Here is a 23,882-nt window from a genome sequence, read left to right as displayed (position 1 = left end):
GGCCGACTATGGGCTGATGTCGCTCAGCACGCACGAGGCCGATCTCTTCGAGGGGGCCCGACGCCGTCTGGAGGCGATCGCCTACCGGCTGCTGGGGTCGGCCGGCGATGCCGAGGACGCGGTCCAGGAAACGTTCCTGCGGTGGCACGCGGTGGACCGGGAGCTGATCGAGACGCCCGAGGCCTGGTTGACGAAGGTGCTCACCAACCTCTGCATCAACCAGCTCACCTCGGCGCGGGCCCGCCGGGAGACCTATGTCGGGCAGTGGCTCCCGGAGCCGGTCCTGGCCGGGAGTCCGATGCTCGGTCCCGCCGAGACCGCCGAGCAGCGCGAGTCGGTCTCGCTCGCGATGCTCACCGTGATGGAACGGCTCACCCCCAACGAGCGCGCGGTGTACGTGTTGCGCGAGGCGTTCGGGTATCCGCACCGGGAGATCGCGGAGATCCTCGATCTCACCGAATCGAACTGCCAGCAGATCTACCGCCGGGCCGCGCAGCATCTCGGCGGCCGGTCCCGGATCGAGGTCGACGCGGTGGCCGCGCGCCGGATCGCCGACGAATTTCTCACCGCCGCCCTCAGCGGCGATACCGAGCCGCTGATCCGGCTGCTCACCGGTGACGTGGTCAGCGTGGCCGACGGTGGCGGCGCCGTGCCGGCCCATAAGAGCCCGGTGGTGGGTGCGGCCGCCGTGGCCCGCTATCTGCGCACGCTGTTCCGCCCGACCGGCGCCAAACGCACCTTCGTCGGCGGCGACCTCACCTTCTACGCGGCCGTGCTCAACGGCGATCCCGCGATCGTGATCGAGGTCAGCGGACGAATCTACGGCGTCCTGTGCCTCGAAATGGCTCCCACGGGAATCGCCGCGCTGCGTGTACAGGTCGCGCCCGCGAAGCTGGCGCGTCTCACCCGGGAGTGGGCGGCCGCCGGCCCCCACCGCCCGCTCGACGCACAGTGGTGACCTACCGCACGCGGCAGAGCCCCGCGCCCGGCGCGGGCGCGGGGTCCTCCCGGTCCGTCAGCCCATGGTCTTGGCGCCGTCGATCGCCTCGCGGATGATGTCCGCGTGCCCCGCGTGCTGCGTGGTCTCGGCGATGATGTGCAGCAGTACCCGGCGCGTCGACCAGTGGGTTTCCTGGAACCAGGGCGCCTTGGGCAGCGGCCACTTCGCATCCAGATCGGGCAGGGTGGCCACCATCTCGTCGGTTCGGCGCGCCACCTCGTCGTAGGCGGCGAGGACCCCGGCGAGCGTCTCACCCGGCAGCATCCGGAATTCGTTCTCCCGGGCCGCGAAATCCTCGGGCGTCAGTTCGTCGAAATCCTTCGAGGTAGAGATTCCGTCGACGATGAAATCCACCCAGCCGCGCTCGACCCCGGTCACATGTTTGATCAGGCCACCTACGCACAGTGTGCTGGGAGTCGGGCGGGCCGCGGCCTGTTCCTCGGTCAGCTGGCGGGCGGTGAAGCGCAGGAAGAAGCGCGCGGCCCGCAGTTCGGCCAGCAGGTCGGCGCGTTCACCGGACAGGGGCGCGGCGGTGTCGGGCCGGGGGCGGGTGGAGTTCTCGCTCAAGATCTTCGCCTTCCGTAAGGGTTCGGTGGATTCCGTGTTCGAGAAGCACGATATGACCCTCAGCGGCCACTTTCCGACCTCAATTGCGCGACAGTTCGGATCTTCCGAAAGTTATCTCTGAGCCGGCAATTCCGATCAGCGATGCGTGGCGTCGGCCGGTGTCAGATCTATATCCGGGGGCGGGTTCAACCGCCGCAGCGCCCCGTCCATCCCCGTCACAAACAGTGCCCACGACTCGCCGTCGCGGGCGATCCGCACCGAGGTGGTGCCATCGGGCACGGTCCGGACCGGGTCGGGCCGTCTGATCAGGCCCGCGATGATCGCGCATCCGGCCCCCGTGGCCGGGTCCACCCGGTAGATCGCGCCGACTCCGTGATCGGCGACGTACAGGTCACCGGCGCGGGTGGCCTCCATATCGTCGGGAACGGTGAGCAGGTTCGGAGGCCCCGCGACCACCTGCGCCTCGGCGGGCGAATCCAGGGGGATCCGGAAGATCCGCATGGTCAGATTGTCCGTGTAGATCGATTCCCCGTCGGGGGCCAGGGCCAGGCCGTTGGTCAGCGGGAGCGGTGACCACGATTCCGTGAACTCACCCGTCGACGGCCGGTACCGGGCGATTCCGGTGGGTGCCCGCGACAGACCGATCGTGCTGATCAGCAGGTCCCCGTCGGGAAGCAACAGCAGGCCGTTCGGGCCGTTGAGCCCGGTGCGGAGCACGGTCACCGCGCCGGTGTCGAGGTCGTAGCGCTGGAGCGTGCCCGGCGGATCTGTCACCCCGTCGCCGGTCAGAAAGTACACCGAGCGCCCGGCCACCCGGACGCCTGCCGGATGCTGCAGTCCGGTGACCAGCTTCTCGAACGACCCGTCGGCCGATACGTGGGCGAGGTAGCCGTCGACGATGCCGGTGACATAGAAGCCACCGGCCCCGTCGGAATCCAGGTTCTCCAGATTGCCGACCCCCTCGACGATCGTGGTCGCCTGCCAGCCGTCGGCGCACATGGCCGGGAATTCCTGTGCGTGCGCGGGCGCCGCGCTCACCCAGGCCGCTGCTGCCGTTGCGGCGGTGCACATCGCCCACCGGGCGCGCGATCGTGTTCTGGATGCCATACCGGACAAACCTAAGTGATCCACGGCGGTACCGCGCGATTCGGCGCGCCCCTGGTCACGGTGTCGGCGGTGGCGGCGGATCCCGGTTCATCCACATGTATGCACTACGCGCAGGACCTCGGCGTCCGCGCCGGACGCCCCGCAGGTTGTCCGGTGGTGCTCGTAGGATGGGCCGCGTGGAAGCCCCCGAAGCCCCGCCCGTGCCCGTGCCCGAGTCCGGTGCCGAATCCGATGCGGCACAGCGGATTCTGAACCGGGTCTTCGGTTACGACAGTTTCCGGGGCGAACAGCGCGCGATCGTCGACCAGGTGATCGGCGGTGGCGACGCGCTGGTGCTCATGCCCACCGGCGGTGGCAAATCGCTGTGTTATCAGATTCCCGCGCTGGTCCGCGACGGCGTCGGAGTGGTGGTTTCCCCGCTGATCGCGCTCATGCAGGACCAGGTGGACGCGCTCAGCGCGCTCGGGGTGCGGGCCGGCTTCCTGAACTCCACCCAGTTCCCGGACGAACGCCGCACCGTGGAAGCGCAGTTCGCGGCCGGCGAACTCGATCTGCTGTATCTGGCGCCGGAGCGGCTGCGGATGGAATCCACCGCCCAACTGCTCGACCGGGGCCGGATCGCGCTGTTCGCGATCGACGAGGCGCATTGCGTCTCGCAGTGGGGTCACGATTTCCGGCCCGACTATCTGGCGCTGTCCGTGCTGCACGAACGCTGGCCCGACGTGCCCCGGATCGCGCTCACCGCGACCGCCACCGAGAAGACCCGCGACGAGATCATCACCAGGCTCGATCTGGGCGGTGCCCGCCGCTTCGTGGCCAGTTTCGACCGGCCGAATATCCAGTACCGCATCGAACCGAAGAACCGGCCCGATCGGCAGCTCCTGGAGTTCCTGCGCGCCGAGCATCCCGGCGACGCCGGCATCGTCTACTGCCTGTCCCGAAACTCCGTCGAGAAGACCGCCGCGTTCCTCACCGAGAACGGTATCCGGGCCGTCCCGTACCACGCGGGCCTGGACAACCGTACCCGCGCGGAGAACCAGGCGCGCTTCCTGCGCGAGGAGGGCCTGGTGGTCGTGGCGACCATTGCCTTCGGTATGGGTATCGACAAACCCGACGTGCGGTTCGTCGCCCACCTCGATCTGCCCAAATCCGTCGAGGGCTACTACCAGGAGACCGGACGTGCCGGGCGGGACGGGCTGCCGTCCACCGCGTGGATGGTCTACGGCCTGCAGGACGTGGTGCAGCAGCGCAAACTCATCGAGACCTCCGACGGAGATGCCGCGCACCGCCGTCAGTTGCAGCTACACCTGGACGCGATGCTCGCCCTGTGCGAGACGGTCGACTGTCGCCGGGCCCGGCTGCTGGCCTACTTCGGTCAGTCGCCGCAGCCGTGCGGCAATTGCGATACCTGCCTGAACCCGCCCGAATCGTGGGACGGCACCGTGGCCGCGCAGAAACTGCTCTCGGCGGTACTGCGCTTGAAACGGGAGCGCGGGCAGAGCTTCGGCGCGGGTCATCTCATCGATATCCTGCTCGGCAAGAAGAACCAGAAGGTGCAGCAGTACGACCACCACGAACTCAGCGTGTTCGGCGTCGGCACCGATCTGCGTGACACCCAGTGGCGGGGGGTGGTCCGGCAGCTGCTGGCCCAGGGGCTGCTCGCGGTCCACGGCGATTACGGGGTGCTCACCCTGACCGAGGCCAGCGAAGCCGTGCTCTTCGACGGCCGGACCGTCGCGCTACGCCGTGAACCGGAGCGGCCCACCCCCGCGCGAGCGGCGCGCAGCGCGAAATCCGGCCGAGCCGCGCCTGCCGATCTCGATACCGCCGATACCGCGCTGTTCGAGAAATTGCGGCAGTGGCGGGCCGACACCGCCAAGGAACAGGGTGTTCCCGCGTACGTGGTGTTCCACGATGCCACCCTCCGCGATATCGCCGCCCGCAAGCCCGCCGATCTGCGGGAGCTGGGCACGGTGAACGGTGTCGGCGAGAACAAGCTGTCCCGTTACGGGGAGCAGGTTCTCGAGGTGCTGGCGGCCGGATGAGCCAAGGGTGGGCGGAACCTGCTGTGACAGAGCCGCTTTCATCCTATGATTCCTCCCGTCAGTGACGATAGGGGCCTGAACAGAGGACCTAACCTGGCAGTATGTCCAACAAGCACACTCCGTGGTCGCGGTCGCGCCACCGCGCGGGCTTGTCCGCCGACCAGTTCGGCAGTTTGGACCCGGGAGTCATCCGGGCCGCGAGGTCTCGGGCGCACCGCAATCGCCCGGCAGCTACCGGGTCGCTCGACTCGGTGCGGCTACTCGGAACCGCCGCGCACGACTCCGGCCTCGCGGCCGATATGCGGGCCGAGGACGCCGAGTCCGACAGCGAGGACGATCTAGCCGAGTGCCCGCCCGGCCGCGGGCCGGGCCCCGCGCCGAGTGCATCACCCTCGGCACTCGGCCGACCGGAATGCGACCCGAAGCGGGACCGATCCACGGATCTCCTCGCCGAGCAGGCGCCGGCGGAACGCCGGCCCACGGAATCCGCTGTCGACGACGGCGGACGGCGGTGGACCGTGCCCGATCCGCCGGTGCCGCACCCGGCCCGGATACCGGCCGGCCCGGCGGCGACGGCGCGAGTGCCCCATCATGCGGGCCCGCCTCCCGAGACCGTGAATCCGGTGTGGACCGGACCGGACGCCGAAGCTCTGGAACTGCTTCCCGTCGGCGGCCACGCGCTGCTCGGCCTGTGCCTCGGGATGGCTGTGCTGCTCGCCGTGGGATTCTTCTACCTCGGGCGGACGACCGATTCCGACTCGGCCGCCGCCCCGACCGCGGCCATCGCCGCCTCGACCATGACGCCCCGCGAGACCGCGGCGCCGGCTGCGGAATCCCCCGATATCGGGGCCGGTTTCGTATGGGGGAAGGTGCTCACCAACGACGGCAGCACGCTCACTGTGAAGAGCGAGATCAGCCATTCGGAGGTCGTGGTGCACACCGATGACCACACCAAGATCTACGTGCTGATCGCCACCACCATCGAGGCGATCGCCGAGGGTGCCCCGATCATGGTCTACGGCCGTAAGCACGCCGACGGCTCAATCTTCGCCGACACCATCACCGGCGTATCACTGCGGGCACTCGGAACGCACTAGCCGGGGCGCCGGGCCCGGAACGGCGGCGAACTCGTGGTGCCGGCCGGTCTTCAGCGAAATCCGGACCCAGCGGCCAATAACCGACCGCAATTCGAGAACAATCGACGGTATGGCCAATACGAGCACGCGGACGCTGCGCCTGCTGTCGCTGCTGCAGACCCACAAATACTGGCCCGGCACCGAGCTGGCGCAGCGGCTGGGAGTCTCGCCGCGGACCCTGCGGCGCGATATCGACCGGCTGCGCGATCTGGGGTATCCGGTGGAAGCGCAACGCGGTGTCGACGGCGGCTACCAGCTCGCCGCCGGGGCGGCGCTACCGCCGCTGATGGTCGACGACGACGAAGCCGTGGCACTCGTGGTCGGACTGCAGTTCGCAACGCAGGGCATGGTGGAGGGCGTCGCGGAGTCCTCGGTACGCGCGCTGGCGAAGGTAGTGCAGGTGATGCCGCCCCGGCTGCGTAAACGGGTGGAGGCGATCCGGGCCATGACGGTGCCCGCGGACTGGGGCGGCGACCGTTCCGCCGCCCTCGATCCGGCGTCGCTCGCCACGGTGGCCCTGACCTGCCGCGACAGCGAGCGGTTGCGCTTCACCTACACCGCCGCCGACGGCCGCCGAAGCGTCCGGCATGTCGAACCGCATCGCCTGGTCGCTCTGGGCCGGCGCTGGTACCTGGTGGCCTTCGACCTGACCCGCCACGATTGGCGCAGTTTCCGGGTCGACCGGCTCACCGGCCCGGCGGGTGACGGGGCGCGTTTCCGACCACGGGAATTGCCCACCGCGGACGCCGCGGAGTTCGTCCGTTCCGGCGTGGACAATATGCCGCATCTGCATCGGATCGAGGCACTGGTCGAAGCCCCGGCGGAGTCGGTGCGGCAGCGTCTCGGACGCTGGGGCAGTGTCGAGGAGATCGACGCGGGCCGTTGCCGGATCACAATGACCACCGATTCGCTGGACTGGCCCGCCCTGACACTGGGATCGCTCGACGCCGAGTTCCAGGTTCTGGAACCCCCGGAACTGGTCGAGCACATCCGGGTCTGGGGCGAACGCTTCCGGCGCGCCACCCGGCGACCCGCCGTGTCGTGAGCGGCCCGGAGCAGGTCGGTTCGTGCCGGTGGGCCGGATCGCCCGCGATCAGCGCGACGGCTGCGCGCCGGACCGTAGCGCGGTGACCCCGACGGCGACCTCGCCGTAGCGCAGTGCCTCCACGAATTCCGTGGTGGCGGTGGCCAGTAGCGCGGCATGGGAGAACGGCATCCAGTGTCCGGCGGGGATATCGCGGCGCCACAACCGGGAGACCCACCGGCCCGTATCGTCGTAACCGGCCGGCCGCACGGCGATATCGCGACCGGCGACGATGAGCTGGACCGGTACGTCGGTGGTGCGTTCGCGCGGATTCAGCAGATGCGCGAAGATATTCGCGCGGTAGATGAGCAGACCGTCGACCATATCCCGCTTCAGTGTCGGGGCGAAGAAGATCGTCGACGGTTCGGTGTCGTTCATGAGCTGGATGACCCGGCGCCAGCGGTGCTCGGTGGCGAGCAGGCCGAACGCCAGTCGCGGCAGACCGGGGGTCATGAAGAACCCGGTGTAGGCCGAGGACAGCAACTGGGTGAAAGGCTGCCAGATATTGCGCGGGCCGGGCCGGCCGAGCCGGTCGCGCACCCATTTGCCCAGGTGGTCGAGGTTCGGGCCGGAGACCGAGGTGAATGAGGCGATGCGCCCGCCCGCCCGCGGCTCACAGACCGCCTCCCAGACCTGGACCGAACCCCAGTCGTGCGCGAGGACGTGGACCGGCCGGTCGGGGCTGACCGCGTCGGCGACCGCGAAGAAGTCCGCGGCCAGTTCCGCGAGCCGGAAATCGGCGACCCGGCCGGTGCGGGTGGAGGCGCCGTGACCGCGGGTGTCATAGGCCACCACGTGAAATCGATCGGCCAGCAGCGGGATCACCCCGTGCCACAGGTGGCTCGTATCGGGCCAGCCATGGACCAGCACCACGGTATCGGCGGCGGGGTCGCCGTACTCGTAGACCGCGAGGTCGAAGGCGCCGCTGCGCACCGTGCGCCGGGTCGCGATGGGTTCGTTGCCGGATTCGGTCACGCTTACTCCTCGGTGCTCACGGAATGCTAGAGGTCGAGTACCAGACGGTCACCCGCACAGCGTGATACGCATGCCAGCAGGTCACCGGCGGTACGTTCGGCCGGGGTCAGGACGCAATCGCGGTGGTCGGGTGTACCGGACAGGACCTGTACCCGGCAGGTGCGACAGAAACCCTGGCGGCACGAGTACGGCTGGTCGGGGCGGTGCGCCAGCAATACGTCCAGGGCGGACCGGTCGGCCGGGACAGCGAGTACCTCGCCGCTGCGGGCCAATTCGATCTCGAACGGCACCCCGTTCACGATCGGCGGCGCCGAGAACTGTTCGAAATGCAGTTCCACACCCGAGACCCCGCGCAGGGCGGTGGTGACCGCACCGAGCATCGGTGCCGGACCGCAGCAGTACACCGCGGTACCCCGGTCCACGCCGTCCGCCAGTTCGGCACCGGTGGGCAGCCCGGATCGGTCGTCGGTGCGCACGGCGACCCGGTCGCCGAAGCACTCGACCTCGTCGAGGAAGGGCAGGGTCTCGCGGGCACGTCCGGTGTACAGCGCGGTCCAGTCGATGCCGAGGGAGTCGGCCAGTCGCATCATCGGCAGGATCGGGGTGATACCGATACCTCCGGCCACGAACCGTAGCCGGGTGGCCGGAGAGCCGTGGCCCGGTACCGCGAACGGGAACGCATTGCGTGGGCCCCGCACCGTCAGCGCGGATCCGACCCGCAACGACCGGTGCACCTCCTCGGAGCCTCCGCCGCCGTCGGGGATGCGCCGGACCGCGATCCGGTAGGTCCGGGTATCGGCGGGGTCCCCGCACAGCGAGTACTGGCGCAGCCGCCCGGAAGGCAGTTCCACATCCAGATGTGCGCCCGGTCGCCACCTCGGCAGGGCCCGGCCGTCGGCCGCGGCCAGCCGCAGGCTCACCACCTCGTTGTCGTGCGCCCGGATCCGCCGCTCGACGACGCGGACACCGAGCCGTCTGTCGTCCGCGCGCGATGTCGGCTCGCGCCGATTGGTGAGGGCGGTCCAGCGCATGCGGGCGTCCACCACGGCGTCGAGCAGCCGCAGGGTCCGGTCGCGACGCGGTCTGCCGTATAGGTCGGCCGGTAGCGGAAGCGACGCCCTCGGATGCGGGCCGGCGACGGTCACGAGGCCGCCCGGGCGGCCGGGGACTGCGCCAGATAGGCGATCGCCTGCGCGGTGGAACCCACCGATTCCGGGCTGTATCCCGGCCGGAACGTCGACAGCGCACTGATCAGCAGGGCGGGGACGCCGGGTAGCGCACCGCGCCGCATGGCGCCGAAGATCCGCAGCAGCAGCCGCGGATAGCCCAGGTCGGGCAGGGACGGGTCCCGGTGCACCAGATATTTGGTGCCGCGCACCAGCAGTACCAGGAACGACGGGAAGACCAGCAGCATCAGCGCGCCGCGCCGGAAGTAGCCCACGCCGAAGTATTCGGCGACATCGTGGGCCACATTGCGGTGTTCCACTTCTTCGGCGCCGTGCCAGCGGTACAGGTCGAGCATGCGCGGGTCGGCGTCGAACTGTTCCAGGTCACTGTTGAGCACCCAGTCGCCGAGGAACGCGAAGAAGTGTTCCAGCGACGCGATGACCCCGAGCCGGTCGACCAGCTGCTGGCGCCCGGCCCGGGTCCCGGTCCCCTGCCGGGGGCCGACGGTTTTGCGGAACAGGTATTCCGCCTGCCGCAGGAACGGCCGCGGATCGATGCCGTTGGCGGTGAGCAGCATATCGTGCGAGCCGGCGTGAGTTTCGGCGTGCATCGACTCCTGGCCGATGAAGCCGAGCATATCCTCGCGCAGTTTCTCGTCCCGCACGAACGGGAGGGCTTCGCCGAAAGTGGTCAGGAAACTGCGTTCGCCTTCGGGTAGCAGGAGGTTGAGCGAGTTCATCACATGGGAGGCGATGGGTTCGGCGGTCATCCAGTGCAGTGGGATCTCGGCCCAGTCGAAGCGCACATCGCGCGCGTGCAACGCGATGTCTCCCGGATCGGTCGCCCGGACGGGGGCGGCAGTACCGAACAGCCTCATCGATCCTCCTCGATCGTCACCGGTACCAGCGGCGACGCGTCGCGGCAGGCGATGTACCGGAACCTGTGATGATACACATTAGTGGGACGATGAGTTACAGAAAAGATGGGTAACAGGAATGCATGACCGTCGGCGGCTCCCAGCCCGCGACCGGATTCAGCACGCCCGGGAACCGTGCGTCGAGATCCTCGACGCGCACCGGATTGCGGCGTTCCGGTCCGTGCGCCACCGCCGGATCGGCCCGGCCTCGCGGAGCACTCGCCGGTACCAGCGCACAGAAAAGGCCCGCAGGTCGGTGACCTGCGGGCCTTTGGTGGAGCTGCCGGGAATCGAACCCGGGTCCTCCGCCGCGTCATCAAGGCTTCTCCGTGTGCAGTTCGCTGTGCCTCTACTCGGATCTCCCGGTCTCGCGAACAAGCCGGGATGACGATCCCAGTCGCTGTTGGATGTCCCGCACTACTCCGCGACCGAGTCGCGCGGTGAGCCCTCTAGCTGATGCCGGCACCGAAGCCGAGGGCGAACCTCGGGCCGACAGAGACGCTATCGCTTAGGCAGCGAGAGCGTACTCGCGCTGATTGGAATCGGCGCTTAATTGGTTGCAACGACGCTTACGGTGGTCTCTTGCCTGCACCGACACGCTTCCCCTGAATCTACGTACGCAGTCGAAACCGTTCAGCCCCGTACGTCCCGGCACCTTGCCGGGCTAGTCATATTAACACCTGACCCACCGTGGTTCATTCCTTTTTCCCGGTGCCGCCGGGACTGCTCAACGCATGCCCTTGATGCGGCGGCCGAGCTCGCGGGTGACCTCGCGTTCGGCGGTCCGCCGGGCCAGATCCTGCCGTTTGTCGTAATCCTGCTTACCCTTGGCGAGGGCCAGCTCCACCTTCACCTTGCCGTCGGAGAAGTACATCGACAGCGGGACGAGGGTTTGGTTGCCCTCGCGCGATTTGCCGACCAGGCGCTCGATCTCCCGTTTGTGCAGCAGCAGCTTCCGGACCCGGCGCGGTGCGTGGTTGGTCCAGGTGCCGTGGCTGAACTCCGGGATGTGCAGGCCCCGTAGCCACACTTCGCCGTTGTCTACGGTCGCGAAGGCGTCCACCAGTGAGGCCTTGCCCTCACGCAGACTCTTGACCTCGGTACCGACCAGCGCGATCCCGGCCTCGTAGATGTCCAGGATCGTGTAGTTGTGCCGTGCCCGGCGGTTGGTCGCGATGACCTTGCGCCCGTTCTCCTTCATAACGACAACCTTAAGCGGCCGCGGCAACCGGATTATTCCCGGTCGCTGGTCAGCCGGGTTGCAGGATCAGATACAGAACGAGCACAGCGGCGAAGGCCAGGATCAGCAGGGCGGTGGAGAGCCGGGGCCTGCCGGTGGCATACGGCCGGGTCCGGCGATCGAGCCAGCCGCTCTCGACTGCCGCGTCTCCGCGCCGGCGCCGCGGTGGACCATCGGCCGCTTCGCCGGAGGTACCGCTCTCGTCTCCGCCGATGGTGTCGTCGGACCCGTCCCCGGATACCATGCTCGCAGACTAGCCGCGCGGGCAGATATTCGTGGGCGGGGCGCGCGAATTCGGGCCGGTGAGCTTATCTGAGGATTCGCAGGGCGATACCGAGGCCGAGGAGAATGCTCGCGGTGGCGACCAGTGCGGCCGCGAAGGATTGTGTGATGGCGGCGATGCTGGTGCTGAAGATGAGGCACGTGGCGAGGGCCAGCAGTGCGGTGCCCCATTCCATGCCGGCGATCCGGGTGGGTCGGTTGCGCAAAGCTGTCATATCTTCGGTGTACCCGGCGGCGTGAGTTACCAAACCGTGACTGCCGTAATCACTCGGAATGTGGTATCCGACCCGCGAGTCTGCCGGACGGGGAATGCGGTGGCGAGCCATGGCAGAACCTCCGTTTCGGTGGCGGTGTGGATGTGTTAACAGTAACGGATAAATCTCCTCCTGGAAACCACTCAGCAAATCAAGAGACGGCGATCACGGCGGCGCCGGTGAAATCGTGCAATTGTGCGATGAGCTCGTGATCTTTCGGAAAAATGCCTGTTAAAAGACTTTGGGTCGGTTTATGGGCGACTATTGCGAACAGAGGATTTCACGGGCTCTGGAAGCCGAATCGAAATGCAGCAAATTGTTTGCTAACGATTGGCCGGAGCCTGTTCGAAGGCGTGTGCGGTCCCGGCTGCTTAAGCTCGTGGCATGTGCAATCCAACCCCTCGGGTGACGCTGCCCCGCGCGGCGCGCGGCGGGCCGGAGGCGGGGCGGTGACCGACTGGCATGCACGCGCCGGCCGGATCGCCGCACTCACCGGCGCCGGAATCTCCACCGACAGCGGTATCCCCGATTTCCGCGGACCGCGCGGAGTCTGGACCGAAGACCCCATCGCCGAACTGCTGTCGACCTACGACCACTACCTGGCCGATCCGGCACTGCGCGAGAAATCGTGGCTCGCCCGCCGGGACAACCCCGCGTGGGCGGCCGAACCGAACGGCGCCCACCGCGCGCTGGTGGACCTCGAACGAGCGGGCCGGGCGCTCACCATCGTCACCCAGAACATCGACAGGCTCCATCAGCGTGCCGGATCCACCCCGCAGCGGGTGGTGGAAATCCACGGCAACATGTTCGACGTCGTCTGTGTGCAGTGCGACTACACCGCCACCATGGCCGCCACGCTGGAGCGGGTGGCCGGCGGTGAGGCGGATCCACCCTGCCCGGAATGCGGGGGAGTCCTCAAGGCCGATGTCATCATGTTCGGCCAGGCCCTCGATCACCGCACGCTGATCAAAGCGACGCTGGCCGCCGAGACGGCCGAGATCTTCCTGGCGGTGGGGACCTCGTTGCAGGTGGAGCCGGCGGCCTCACTGTGCGGGCGGGCGGTATCGGCCGGTGCCGATCTCGTCATCGTCAATGCCGAACCCACGCCCTACGATTCGCTCGCGACCGAGGTCGTGCGCGAACCGATCGGCACCGCACTACCCGAGCTGGTCGACCGTATCCTCGGTCGCTGACACCGGACCGAGGACCCGGTCCAGATAGGCGTTGGCGAACCGGCCGTCGGGGTCGTAGCGCCGGCGCACCGCCGCGAAGCGGTCCCAGTCGGGATAGCGGCCGCGCAGTGTGTCCGCGGTCTGATAGTGGCGTTTGCCCCAGTGCGGGCGGCCGTCGTAGCGGTCGAAGACCGCCTCGCACGCCTGGAAGAACGGCTCGTGGTCCATGCCCTGGTACTGATGCACCGCGATATAGCAGGTGGCGCGTCCGCCCGCAGGGGAGAGGAACGCGTCGTCACCCGCCACCCAGCGCACCTCGATCGGCATCGGGCTGTCGAAACGCCGCGCGGTCTCTTTGATCTCCCGGATCGCCGCGACGGAATGCTCGCGGGGGATCGCGTATTCCATTTCGGTGAAGCGGAACAGCCGGGGGCTGGTGAACACCCGGTAGGAGCGATCGACCTGGCGGCGGTAGCTGCCCGCGTAGGCGGCGCCGCGCTGGATCCACGGAATGAGCGCGGGCCGGCGGCGGGCGAGCCGGCACAGCGCGTCGAAGGCGTGGTTGGACAGCAGGGTATCGGCGAACCAGTCCACCAGCTCGGGGCGCGGCGCGGCGGGAAGGTCGACGCGGTTGTTGCGCTTGGTCATGGCGATCGGGCTGTGCGCGAACATGTAGAACTCGAAATGGTCGTTGCCGTCGATATACGAGTCCGGATCGGCCAGTACTTCGTCGACCGGGACCGGGCGTTCGACGCCTTCGAGGACGAACGAGGGGACGAGTTTCAGAGTGAACGCGGTGACCACGCCCAGGGCCCCGAGTCCGACCCGGGCGGCACGCCAGGCCTGCGGGGTGGACTCCTCGGTCAGTTCGACGATATGGCCGTCGGATGTCATCAGTTCCACCGCGTGCAGAGCGGCGGAGATATTGGGTAGCCGGCCGCCGGTGCCGTGGGTGCCGGTGGCGGTGGCGCCCGCGATGGTCTGGACATCGATATCGCCCAAGTTGGGAAATGCCAGGCCGTAGTCGTCGAGCCGGGCGTTCAGTGCCGCCAGGGTCGTTCCCGCTTGTACCCGGGCCAGACCGGTCGCCGGGTCCGCCGCGAGGACGCGGTTCAGCCGGGACAGGTCGAGCAGAACGCCGTCGGTGAGGCAGGTATCGGTGAACGAGTGGCCCGAGCCCGCGACGCGGACCCGGTGTCCCTCCTCGGCCGCGCGGGCGAGTTCGGCGGCCAGTTCCGCGTGATCGCGCGGCGCACACAGGCGAGCCGGTGTGCATTGCTGATCACCGGCCCAGTTCACCCATAACTTGGTCACACGTCCAACTCTAGGGGAAGAGGGCGGCCGATGGGGAAAAAGCGCGGAGATTCGGATTGCGGGAGCTCAGCGCCGCCGGATCGGCATCGGACCTGGTTCGGCGGTCTTGACCTGCTCGACCGTAACCGGAATCGGTTTCGATCCGGCCGAATCGATCCCGGTGCGCTCGGGACCATTTGCGGCGCCGTCGATTCGGCGGTTCCACCGCGGCCGGCCCCCTCCGCCCGATATGACGGTAGCTGCTCGTCACCGGCATCGGCATCCATCCAGGACCCGCCGGACGGTTGCCGGTGCCGCGCGAGCGGCAGGGTTCACCACCCGTTCCGGCCACCCCGGCCGGGTTCGTACACTTCTCGGACCGGTAGCCGCCGGTGTGAGGTCCGGTCCGAGTGGTGGTGTGCCCATCCTGCTACCGTCGCGGCCCGGTCCGCCCGCCGGTGCGGTGGCCGGAAGGCACGGTGTGGCAACGCAGTACGGCACGAGCTGAACGCAGTACGGTACGAGCGAGAGGGGTCGGGTCATGATGGTGTCGGGAAGGTCCGGAGCACCGGACGCGGCCGCAGGGCCGTTCGGGTGATCACGATGACCAGCCGCGTGCGGCCGACCACGAAGGGAGACCCGGGCATGGCCCATAATCGAGCCGGACGGCCCGCCCGCCCCGGCGATCTGGTGGATGTTCCGGGGCTGGTGACCGCGTACTACAGCCGGGTACCCGACCCGGCCGAACCCACCCAGCGGGTGATCTTCGGTACCTCCGGGCACCGTGGTTCGAGTCTGGACGGCACCTTCAACGAGGCGCATATCCTCGCCATCACCCAGGCTGTGGTCGAATACCGGGCGACCCGGGGCATCACCGGACCGGTCTATCTCGCCCGCGACACCCACGCACTGTCCGAACCCGCGTGGACCACGGTCCTGGAAGTACTGGCCGGCAACGAGATCGGTGCCGTGGTCGATTCCCGCGGCCGCTACACGCCGACCCCCGCGCTGAGTCACGCAGTGGTGCGCCACAACCGGGACGGCGCCCGGCCCCAGGCCGACGGCATCGTGGTGACTCCCTCCCACAACCCGCCGCGCGACGGTGGCATCAAATACAACCCCCCGCACGGCGGCCCGGCCGATACCGGCGCCACCGACAGCATCGCCGAACGCGCCAACGAACTGTTGCGCGGCGGCCTGGCCGAGGTGAAGCGCGCTCCGCTCACCCGGGCGATGGACTCGGTGCAGCGCTACGACTACCTCGACCACTACATCGCCGACCTCCCCGCGGTACTGAACCTGGATGCCATCCGGGGCGCGGGGATCCGGCTCGGCGCCGACCCCATGGGTGGTGCCAGCGTCGACTATTGGGAGGAGATCGGGCAGCGCTACGACCTCGACCTGGAAGTGGTGAACCCGAGTGTGGACCCCACCTGGCGGTTCATGACGCTCGACAGCGACGGTCAGATCCGGATGGATCCCTCGTCCCCGCACGCCATGGCCTCGCTGGTGGCGATCCGCGACGACTACGACATCTCCACCGGAAACGACGCCGACGCCGACCGGCACGGCATCGTCACGCCGGACGGCGGCCTGATGAACCCGAACCACTTCCTCGCGGTGGCCATCGAATACCTGGTGGCCAACCGGCGCGGCTGGGACGCGCTCACCAAGATCGGTAAAACCGCGGTCACCTCCTCGATGATCGACCGGGTGGTGAGTGTGCTGGGCCGCGACGTGTACGAAGTCCCGGTCGGGTTCAAATGGTTCGTGCCGGGACTGTTCAGCGGCAGCCTCGCCTTCGGCGGTGAGGAGAGCGCGGGCGCATCGTTCCTCCGGATGGACGGCACCGTATGGACCACCGAGAAGGACGGAATCCTGCTGGCCCTGCTGGCCGCCGAGATCGCCGCGGTCACCGGGCAGAGCCCCTCGACCCGCTACCACGAACTGGAACGCCGCTACGGCAGCCCCGCCTACGCCCGGATCGATGCTCCCGCCGACCCCGCCCAGAAGGAACTGCTCGCCGGTCTCAGCTCCGAGCAGGTGACCGGCGACGAGATCGCGGGCGAACCCATCACCGATATCGCCACCCGGGCCCGGGGCAACGGCGCCGCGCTGGGTGGACTCAAAGTGAGCACCGAGAACGCCTGGTTCGCCGCGCGGCCGTCGGGCACCGAGAACAAGTACAAGATCTACGCCGAGTCCTTCCACGGCGCCGAGCACCTCGCGCAGGTCCAGGAGGAGGCCCGGGAGATGGTCGGGCGGGTACTGGCCGACGGGTAGCGGGGTCGGGGCCGGTCCGGGTCGACGCCGCCCGGATCGGCCCGGGAAGACGCCGCCCGGGGCCGGTCCAGGAATGGGACCGGAGCCGGGGCTGCTCGCCGGGCAGGGCGAGACGACGAGCCCGGGCCGGCCGGGAAGCATTCCCCGAGCCGGGGTCGGGCGACAGTGCGGTCCGGCGAGCGGGCCGGTCCTGAAAAAGGATCGCCTGGAGCCAGGGGCCGGTCAACAGTACGGGCTGCGCCGGTCCCGAGGTGAGCGCCGGGAAAGGGCAGGGAGCCGGAAGCGGCCGTCTCGCCTCCGCGACCCCCGCGGACCGCTCCTTTCGGTGAACCCCGCGCCGGCGCGGGGAATTGTCGGGTCCACCCCGGCGTTGACTGCCGGGGTGAGTGGTGAGGCCCTGGCAGATGATCGACCCGGATCCGGGAACGCGCACGGAACGGGTGGGCAGGTCGGGGGGCGAAAGCCGGGATTCCGGCGTCCGCGCACGGTTCGCCGGTCCCCGAACACCTCGGGCAAGCCGCCGCTACCCAGCGAGATATGGGTGCTGGTCGGCGCCGCCTTCTGTATCGCCATGGGGTTCGGCCTGGTGTCCCCGGTGCTGCCGCAGTTCGCGCTCAGCTTCGGGGTGGGCGTCGCGGCCGCGTCCGCCATCGTCAGTGCCTTCGCCGCCATGCGGCTGCTGTTCGCGCCGGTCAGCGGCCGGCTCGTGCAGTTGCTGGGGGAGCGGCGGATCTATCTGGTCGGCCTGCTCATCGTGGCGATCTCCACCGGTGCGAGCGCCTTCGCCCAGACCTATTGGCAGCTGATGGTGCTGCGCTCGCTGGGCGGGGTCGGGTCGACCATGTTCACCGTCTCGTCCATGGCGCTGGTGATCCGGCTCTCCCCACCGACCGAACGGGGGCGGGTCACCGGACTGTGGTCCACCTGTTTCCTCATCGGCGGCCTGTCCGGCCCACTGATCGGCGGCGCGCTGGCCGGCTTCGGTCTGCGCGCCCCGTTCCTCATCTACGCGGTCGCGCTACTGCTCGCCGTCGCGGTCGTCTACTTCAATCTGCGCGATTCCCGCATCACCGAATCCGACACCGGCCGCGATATCGCCACCGTCAGCTTCCGGCAGGGGCTCGCGCGCCCCGAGTACCGGGCGGCACTGTTCTCCAACTTCGCCAGCGGAGCCGCGGTGTTCGGGGTCCGGATGGCGCTCGTTCCACTGCTGGTGGTCGAAGTGCTGGGCCAGTCGGCCGGGATGGCCGGTGTCGCGCTCACCGTGTTCGCGGCCGGCAATGCGACCGTGCTGTTCTTCTCCGGGCGGTTGTCCGACCGCTACGGCCGCCGCCCACTGCTGATCTCCGGTGCGCTGGTGTGCGCCGTCGGCACCACCGGCCTCGGCCTGGCACCCACCCTCACCTGGCTGCTGGCCACCTCGTTCGTCGCCGGTATCGGATCCGGCCTGCTCACCCCGGCCCAGCAGGCCGCCGTCGGCGATATCATCGGCAACCGCGCCCGCGGCGGCACCATGCTCGCGGGTTTCCAGATGGCCCAGGACCTGGGCACGGTCCTGGGGCCGATCGTGGTCGGTGCCATCGCCCAGCGGTTGTCCTACGGCGCCGGTCTGGCCGTCACCGGTTCGCTGCTCGCCGTCGCCGCGCTGGCCTGGCTGATCGTGCCCGAGCCGATGGATCGCGCGCCCGCCGCACCGGACCCCGACCGCGCGACCGTGTACTCCGGCGTCTCGCTGGCGAAGACCTCCGGCGCCGACTCCGCCGCCGTGGGTCGCCCCGGCTCCACACCGGCCGAGAGCGGGTCGGAAAACCACAGCTGACCCGGACCGCAACGATTCGTGCGTGACCGGTTCGCCCGGATGCGGCAGAGTGGTCGCGTGAGCAACAAGCCGTCCGATTACACCCCGCGGCCGATGTCCAACCGGACCACCTACGCCCTCGGCGCGCTGGCCCTGGCCCTCATCGCGCTGATCGTCGTGTTCGCCTACCGCTGGGGCGGCGACCAGCAGGTCGAGGTCCGCAACGAGGGATACGGCACGGTCCGCGACGAGGCCGTCACGGCAGCCCTGCAGAGCGACGGCGGCGTCCGGCTCGGCCGCCCCGAGGCCCCCAAGACGATCGAGGTCTACGAAGACCCCATGTGCCCGTCCTGCGGCACCCTGGAAACCCTCTACAGCCAGGAAATCGCACAGAAGCTGGACGAGGGCAAACTGGCCGTCCACTACCGCTTCGTCAACTTCCTCGACCCCAAATCGTCCAGCGGCGACTACTCCACCCGCGCCATCGCCGCCCTCCAGTGCGTCGCCGACACCGGTTCCGGCGTCACCTACTCCAAATTCCACGACACCCTGTTCACCACCCGCCAGCCGGACGAAGACTCCGAACTCACCGACGACGAACTGCTCACCATCGCGACCGAATCCGGCGCCACCGGCCCCGCCCGCGACTGCATCACCGGCGGCGCCCGCCGCGGCCAGGTGACCGACCAGGCCGCCGCCACCCTCGACGCCCTGACCGCGGCCCTCGACGGCGCCGCCGCCACCCCGAGTGTGTTCGACGGCACTACCAAGATCGACGTCAACGAGCCGGAATGGGTCCAGCACCTGGCACCATGACCTGGCCGTTCACCCGAAATCCAGGCGATTTGGTGCCCGGCGTCCCCGTGGTGTAACTTCGTTCAGGCAGCCGGGGAACCGGCGGCAAACATTCGGGGCTATGGCGCAGCTGGTAGCGCACCACACTGGCAGTGTGGGGGTCAGGGGTTCGAGTCCCCTTAGCTCCACAGAAATAGCAGGTCAGGCCCGATCTAAGATCGGGCCTGACCTGTTTCTTGTGTCCGGCCCCGCGTTTACCCCCCGTTTTGGTCCTAAGCCTCGATCCACCGATGAAGTTGATGAGCGGGCCGCGCCGCAGGCGCGCGGCCCACTGGAATTTGGGTGTCGGGAAGCTGCTGGTCTGCCCAGCCTTTCCACTGTTGTTCCTGGTCGTAGGGGTGTTTCGCGGTGTTCAGGCGGTCGAGAGTCTGGTGGTGGCGTGCCACAACTGCTGCCAGGCCCGGGCCCAGGGCCAGTGAGCGGGCAGGTGTAGGACGGGTCGGCGTTGCGGGCGAGTGAAACGAGCGGGAACGTGGACGATCTTTCGGCGCAAGCTCGCCCCGCGAGCGCGGCCCAGTTGCGGGTCGGCGAGTCGGCCGGCGGCCCGCAGCAGGTTGTGGGCGATCGCCGCGCACAGCACCCAAGCCGAACTCGCGCCGAAACGCCCAGAGGGCATATGCGCCAGCGGGCCGTCGATCAGGTCGGCGAACACGGTCTCGATGACGGCATGGCGGCGGTGAGTGAGGTCGGCGTCCACGACGGGTTCGGTCGAGTCGGTGAAGAACGGGTGATACCGCCAGACCGGGAACAACTCGTCCTGACGCGCAGCATCGCGGACACGACGCACGATCAACCGGGCGATCACCGCACGGCCACCGAATGCGGAATCCCCACGAACCAGGATCTCCCTGCTCACCCCCGGCTCCGCGGGCGCAGGCGATAGCTTGGGCGACCATCCGGGCTGCCCCTTTCGCCGAGCCGGCCTTGCCGGCACGCAGCCGCATTCCCGCGATCACCGGCGCGGACCCGTCGGTGCTGATCGTGGTCGCCAACGGTGAAAGCCCCTTACGCAACACCGGTTTACCCGACACCTTGGTGAACCCATAAGACGCGCCCTGCTTGGCATACCCATACACCGGCCGCAACAACGAATCGATATCGACGAACACTCGCCGGTCGGCGCCCGGCAGCAGATCGACCCGCTGACACAGCCGTGACAAGTGCGCACCCAGCACCGATTCGAGCTGACGGGCATGACCGAAACTGAATTCCCGCAACAAAGTGCCGATCGTCGAGGGCGCATACACCCGGTGAAACACCGCGGGCATGCCGCCGGCGCGGAGCACACCGACATCATCGATACTGTCGGCGCCAGCGCACATCCCCGCAATCAACGTCGTCAGCTTCGGACCGGCGTTGGCCGCTCCGGAACGGATCCGCGGCTCGGAAATCGCCACCTTCTCCGCCAGCAACTCACCCAACCCGGTTTGCTCGGCCAACCGCATCACCGGCACCAGCCCGGCCAGCGACACAAGACTCTGATCATCGAACGCTGCTGACTCCGCGGCGAACCTATGCAAAACTTGCACCCGAAGTGCCCTTCTGAACCGGACCGATCACTGCCTAGACAACAGCGATCTTCCCAGCTCAAAGGGCACTTCTCCATTCACCCCACCCCAACCCGGCAGTAACCGATCGGTGGATCGAGGCTTAGCTCCACAAAACTAGCAGGTTAAGCCCGGTCCAAGACCGGGCTTAACCTGTTTTTGCGTCTGGCCTCGCGTTTACCCCCCGTTTTCGTTCTAGATCCTGTTTGCCGAAATCGATGCGGTCGCGTGGGCAGCTGTGTCCGCCGAGACCGGACCGGGGATTCGATAGCAATTGTCTTGACCAACCGCCCTGGATGCCGCGTGGCTGCGATGGGAGCTGTCGATTGTTGTCGAGGGGCGGTGTTGAGTTCGGCGACCACGGTCACCAGGTGCTCGCAGTTGTCGAGGACCAGCAGCACCCGCTTGCCGCGTAACGCGCTGATCAGCTGGTCGACCGGATCGGCCGGGGAGCAGACGTCGTCGCGGATGCCCAGCACCGTGCGCACGGTGTCGACGACGGTCGCGCGCGGCGGAGGTCTCCTCGATCCCGGCCAGCTCGACGAACCACGCGCCGTCGGGCCGGTCGGGGAGCAGTGCGCGCGCCACCTCGATCGCCAGGCGCGTCTTGCCGACACCGCCGGGCCCGACCGGGGTCACCAAGCGATGCGCGCCGACCAGCGTCCGCACGTCGCGCGCTGCCTCGGGCCGTCCGATCAGTTCGGTGAGCTGGTCGCTGCCCAATCGGCGCGGTGCCGACCGAGGTCGCCTACGTCACACCCTCTTGACCTCAACAAAAGTTGATGTTGCACGGTCTTGTACCAAGTAACGAGATCGGAGAATGATGACAATCGCACTGCTCGGTTTGGGTGAGATGGGTTCCGCGCTGGCCGCCGCGCTCCTGGCGGCCGGACACCCGCTCACCGTCTGGAACCGGTCCCCCGAGAAGGCCGAGCCGCTGGTGGCCGCAGGCGCCCGCCCGGCGGAGTCGCCGGAAGCGGCGGCCCGTGCGGCCGAACTGGTGGTCGTCAACGTCCAGGGCGGCGTAGCGGCCGAACAGCTGCTGCGGACGGCGGGTACCGCCCTGGCCGGGCGTACCGTGGTCAACCTGACCGACGGCCCCTCCGAACAAGCCCGGGTCGCAGCCGATCTGGTGACCGGCTTGGGAGCGGACTACCTGCACGGCCAGATCATGACCATTGCTCCCGCGATCGGCTCGCCGGACGCGGTGATCTTCTTCGGCGGCCCCCGGCCGGTCTTCGACCGGTACGAACCGGTTCTGCGGGCACTCGGTGGCCGCGCGACCTACGTGTCCACCGACCCCGGAGTGCCGCTGCTGTACGGAATGGCATTCCACGACATCATGTGGGGCCTGCTGAACGGGTTCCTGCACGCCGCGGCGCTGCTCCGCGACGCCGGAATCCCGATCGGCCGCTACGCCGAACAGGCGGAGCCGTCCCTGGCGGCGCTGCCGTCGCTGTTCGGGCTGTTCGCCGGGGAGATCGACCGCGCCGAATTCGCCACCCCGTTCGGCGCCCTCAAACACCACCTGCCCTCCATCGACGATGTGATCGCAGAAAGCGAGGCCCGCGGAATCGATATCGCGCTGCCGACCTACACCCGGCGACTCGTCGCCGAGGCGCTGGCCGCCGGCCACGGCGACGACAGCTACTCCCGACTGGTCGAACACTTCGGCCGCCGACCGGGCCGCGCATGAACACCTGGCACGGTGCGGACCTGGACCTGGACGCATACCTGGCCCGCATCGGCTTCACCGGCGAGCGGGCACCGACCCTGGCGATATTGCGCGACCTGGCCGATCGGCACACCACCACCTTCCCTTTCGAGAATCTCGAGATCATCCTGGGCCGGCCGGTCCGGTTGGACGTGAAGTCCATGCAGGACAAGATGGTTCGACACCGTCGAGGCGGCTACTGCTTCGAGAACTGCGCGTTGTTCGCCGCGGTGCTGGAACGGCTCGGTTTCGGCGTCACCGGCCTGGCCGGCCGGATATTCCTCGGCACAGATACCCGGCTGCTCCCCGCCACACACGCCCTGCTGCACGTCACCACGACCGACGACGAACGAGCCTGGTTGTGCGATGTCGGTTTCGGCTCCGGGCCGATGGAACCGATCGAACTGGCTCCCGTCGACGGCGAATTCACCGTTGGTGCATGGCGATTCATGCTCGAATACGAGACCGATGTATTGGGTGCCGGTCTGTGGACCTTGCGTCATTTCTCCCGCAACGGCTGGCTCACCCGCCGCACTTTCACGATGAATCCGCAGTATCCGATCGACCAGGCCGTCGGCAACTACTACGTCTCGACGTCCTCGCATTCGCCGTTCACCACCCGCCCCATCGCGCAGCGCCTCCACCCGGAGGTCCACCACATGCTCGACGGTCTCACCCTGCACACCAACTACCCCGACGGCACCGGCGAAACCCGTACGGTGGAACCTTCCGACGTCCCGAGGATCCTCACCGAGATCTTCGATATCGACCTCGACACCGCGGACGCGGCGAAGCTCATCGACCACCTCGGCACAGGAGAACATCTATGAAGAAGACCATCGCCTCCGCAGCGCGACTCGCGACCGCCGGGATCTCGGGCCTTGCCTTCGTCGCGATCATCGGTTCCGGCACCGCCCAGGCCGCGCCCCAGGACTGCGTCGTCGAACGTGATCTCTTCGGCGCCTCGGCGATCTGCCGACCCGACGGCGGCAGTAATTACGTCCTGCGCGTCGAATGCCTCGGTCTCTACGCAAACGGTCCGTTCCCGCTCTACGCCATCGGCGGGTACCACAGTCTCAGCTACCCCTTCACCCCGTCCGGCGAGCGCATCACCACCGGCTGCACCGGGACCGGCCCCGGCGTCATCGCGGTGACCACCAACGCCTACGTCGAGGTCTATCAGCGCTAGCGCACCCCGGTCCGACCCGAGTCCCGCTGCCCGCGCCGGTCCATCCGAGTACGTACCAGCGCGGCGGCGAGCTCGAGGTCGGGCACTCGACACCACCTTCGTGGGGGTCAGGGGTTCGAGTCCCCTTAGCTCCACCAGGGATTATATTCGTTGAATATGCCCGATCTGGTCGGTTCTACGACAGTTTTCGACGACAGTGACCCTCACGCCCGAGATCCTGGTGTGAGGGTCCTTTCTTGTCGGTGTGGTGGTCACCGG

General features: G+C 68.4%; 20 protein-coding genes, 1 tRNA gene, 1 other RNA gene and 1 pseudogene. 12 read left to right on the top strand and 11 right to left on the bottom strand.

Annotation, left to right across the window (positions count from 1 at the left end):
- The first annotated feature begins 16 nt into the window (after positions 1–16).
- On the top strand, positions 17–958 hold the full coding sequence (gene sigJ, locus NGR01S_RS20135) for an RNA polymerase sigma factor SigJ (protein ID WP_063039389.1): 942 nt from the start codon (positions 17–19) through the stop codon (positions 956–958).
- Between the two features lie 57 nt (positions 959–1,015).
- Here sigJ and NGR01S_RS20130 read toward each other — a convergent pair whose 3' ends face one another.
- Both NGR01S_RS20130 and NGR01S_RS20125 read right to left on the bottom strand, forming a co-directional pair.
- Entirely contained in the window at positions 1,016–1,567 is a 552-nt protein-coding gene (locus NGR01S_RS20130; protein WP_157107351.1) for a DinB family protein, read from the bottom strand.
- Between the two features lie 135 nt (positions 1,568–1,702).
- Entirely contained in the window at positions 1,703–2,674 is a 972-nt protein-coding gene (locus NGR01S_RS20125) for an SMP-30/gluconolactonase/LRE family protein (RefSeq protein WP_084481528.1), read from the bottom strand.
- Positions 2,675–2,850: 176 nt separating this feature from the next.
- On the opposite strand from NGR01S_RS20125, the gene recQ reads away from it, so the two are divergent.
- From recQ to NGR01S_RS20110, 3 genes are all read left to right on the top strand, one after another.
- Positions 2,851–4,719, top strand: coding sequence for a DNA helicase RecQ (gene recQ, locus NGR01S_RS20120; RefSeq protein WP_245664681.1), 1,869 nt, complete (start codon positions 2,851–2,853; stop codon positions 4,717–4,719).
- A gap of 101 nt (positions 4,720–4,820) precedes the next feature.
- Positions 4,821–5,816, top strand: a complete 996-nt coding sequence (locus NGR01S_RS20115) for a hypothetical protein (protein WP_157107350.1) — start codon at positions 4,821–4,823, stop codon at positions 5,814–5,816.
- Positions 5,817–5,925: 109 nt separating this feature from the next.
- A complete protein-coding gene (locus NGR01S_RS20110) occupies positions 5,926–6,900 on the top strand; it encodes a helix-turn-helix transcriptional regulator (protein WP_063039074.1) in 975 nt (324 codons plus the stop codon).
- Positions 6,901–6,948: 48 nt separating this feature from the next.
- Here the strand turns inward: NGR01S_RS20110 and NGR01S_RS20105 are convergent, their stop codons facing one another.
- From NGR01S_RS20105 to NGR01S_RS20075, 7 genes are all read right to left on the bottom strand, one after another.
- Positions 6,949–7,914 (bottom strand): alpha/beta fold hydrolase, encoded by a 966-nt coding sequence (locus tag NGR01S_RS20105; RefSeq protein ID WP_084481472.1) that lies wholly within the window; start codon positions 7,912–7,914, stop codon positions 6,949–6,951.
- A gap of 26 nt (positions 7,915–7,940) precedes the next feature.
- Positions 7,941–9,059 (bottom strand): PDR/VanB family oxidoreductase, encoded by a 1,119-nt coding sequence (locus tag NGR01S_RS20100; protein WP_063039072.1) that lies wholly within the window; start codon positions 9,057–9,059, stop codon positions 7,941–7,943.
- Entirely contained in the window at positions 9,056–9,958 is a 903-nt protein-coding gene (locus NGR01S_RS20095; RefSeq protein ID WP_063039070.1) for a metal-dependent hydrolase, read from the bottom strand. The genes NGR01S_RS20100 and NGR01S_RS20095 overlap by 4 nt, the downstream gene beginning before the upstream one ends.
- A gap of 311 nt (positions 9,959–10,269) precedes the next feature.
- Positions 10,270–10,638, bottom strand: a transfer-messenger RNA (tmRNA) gene (gene ssrA, locus NGR01S_RS20090).
- Between the two features lie 86 nt (positions 10,639–10,724).
- Complete coding sequence (gene smpB / locus NGR01S_RS20085) at positions 10,725–11,198, bottom strand: SsrA-binding protein SmpB (protein WP_063039068.1); 474 nt, start codon at positions 11,196–11,198, stop codon at positions 10,725–10,727.
- Between the two features lie 49 nt (positions 11,199–11,247).
- Entirely contained in the window at positions 11,248–11,481 is a 234-nt protein-coding gene (locus NGR01S_RS20080; protein ID WP_063039067.1) for a WLR motif membrane protein, read from the bottom strand.
- Positions 11,482–11,545: 64 nt separating this feature from the next.
- On the bottom strand, positions 11,546–11,734 hold the full coding sequence (locus NGR01S_RS20075) for a hypothetical protein (protein WP_084481526.1): 189 nt from the start codon (positions 11,732–11,734) through the stop codon (positions 11,546–11,548).
- A gap of 488 nt (positions 11,735–12,222) precedes the next feature.
- Here NGR01S_RS20075 and NGR01S_RS20070 point away from each other — a divergent pair, with 488 nt between their 5' ends.
- Positions 12,223–12,966, top strand: a complete 744-nt coding sequence (locus NGR01S_RS20070; RefSeq protein WP_063039062.1) for an SIR2 family NAD-dependent protein deacylase — start codon at positions 12,223–12,225, stop codon at positions 12,964–12,966.
- On the opposite strand, the gene NGR01S_RS20065 is transcribed toward NGR01S_RS20070, so the two are convergent.
- Positions 12,931–14,259, bottom strand: a complete 1,329-nt coding sequence (locus tag NGR01S_RS20065; protein WP_063039060.1) for a D-arabinono-1,4-lactone oxidase — start codon at positions 14,257–14,259, stop codon at positions 12,931–12,933. The genes NGR01S_RS20070 and NGR01S_RS20065 overlap by 36 nt on opposite strands.
- Positions 14,260–14,883: 624 nt before the next feature.
- Here NGR01S_RS20065 and pgm point away from each other — a divergent pair.
- The 4 genes from pgm (at position 14,884) to NGR01S_RS20045 (ending at position 19,302) form a co-directional block, all read left to right on the top strand.
- Positions 14,884–16,521 (top strand): phosphoglucomutase (alpha-D-glucose-1,6-bisphosphate-dependent), encoded by a 1,638-nt coding sequence (pgm, locus tag NGR01S_RS20060; RefSeq protein WP_063039385.1) that lies wholly within the window; start codon positions 14,884–14,886, stop codon positions 16,519–16,521.
- Between the two features lie 571 nt (positions 16,522–17,092).
- Positions 17,093–18,340 (top strand): MFS transporter, encoded by a 1,248-nt coding sequence (locus tag NGR01S_RS20055; RefSeq protein WP_373861452.1) that lies wholly within the window; start codon positions 17,093–17,095, stop codon positions 18,338–18,340.
- Positions 18,341–18,397: 57 nt separating this feature from the next.
- Entirely contained in the window at positions 18,398–19,135 is a 738-nt protein-coding gene (locus tag NGR01S_RS20050; RefSeq protein WP_084481525.1) for a DsbA family protein, read from the top strand.
- A 94-nt stretch (positions 19,136–19,229) separates the two neighbouring features.
- A tRNA-Ala gene (locus NGR01S_RS20045) sits at positions 19,230–19,302 on the top strand.
- 224 nt (positions 19,303–19,526) lie between these two features.
- Here NGR01S_RS20045 and NGR01S_RS20040 read toward each other — a convergent pair.
- Positions 19,527–20,703 (bottom strand): annotated as a pseudogene (locus NGR01S_RS20040) (transposase).
- A gap of 838 nt (positions 20,704–21,541) precedes the next feature.
- Here NGR01S_RS20040 and NGR01S_RS20030 point away from each other — a divergent pair.
- From NGR01S_RS20030 to NGR01S_RS20020, 3 genes are read left to right on the top strand one after another with little or no spacing between them, the layout of a single operon-like run.
- Entirely contained in the window at positions 21,542–22,417 is an 876-nt protein-coding gene (locus NGR01S_RS20030; protein WP_063039056.1) for an NAD(P)-dependent oxidoreductase, read from the top strand.
- Complete coding sequence (locus tag NGR01S_RS20025) at positions 22,414–23,265, top strand: arylamine N-acetyltransferase family protein (RefSeq protein ID WP_063039054.1); 852 nt, start codon at positions 22,414–22,416, stop codon at positions 23,263–23,265. Before NGR01S_RS20030 ends, NGR01S_RS20025 begins: the two co-directional genes overlap by 4 nt.
- A complete protein-coding gene (locus tag NGR01S_RS20020) occupies positions 23,262–23,624 on the top strand; it encodes a hypothetical protein (protein WP_063039052.1) in 363 nt (120 codons plus the stop codon). The genes NGR01S_RS20025 and NGR01S_RS20020 overlap by 4 nt, the downstream gene beginning before the upstream one ends.
- Positions 23,625–23,882 lie beyond the last annotated feature (258 nt).

Source organism: Nocardia grenadensis NBRC 108939 (assembly GCF_001613445.1).
Classification (GTDB): Bacteria; Actinomycetota; Actinomycetes; order Mycobacteriales; family Mycobacteriaceae; genus Nocardia; species Nocardia grenadensis.
This window is presented reverse-complemented; position numbering and strand designations above follow the sequence as displayed.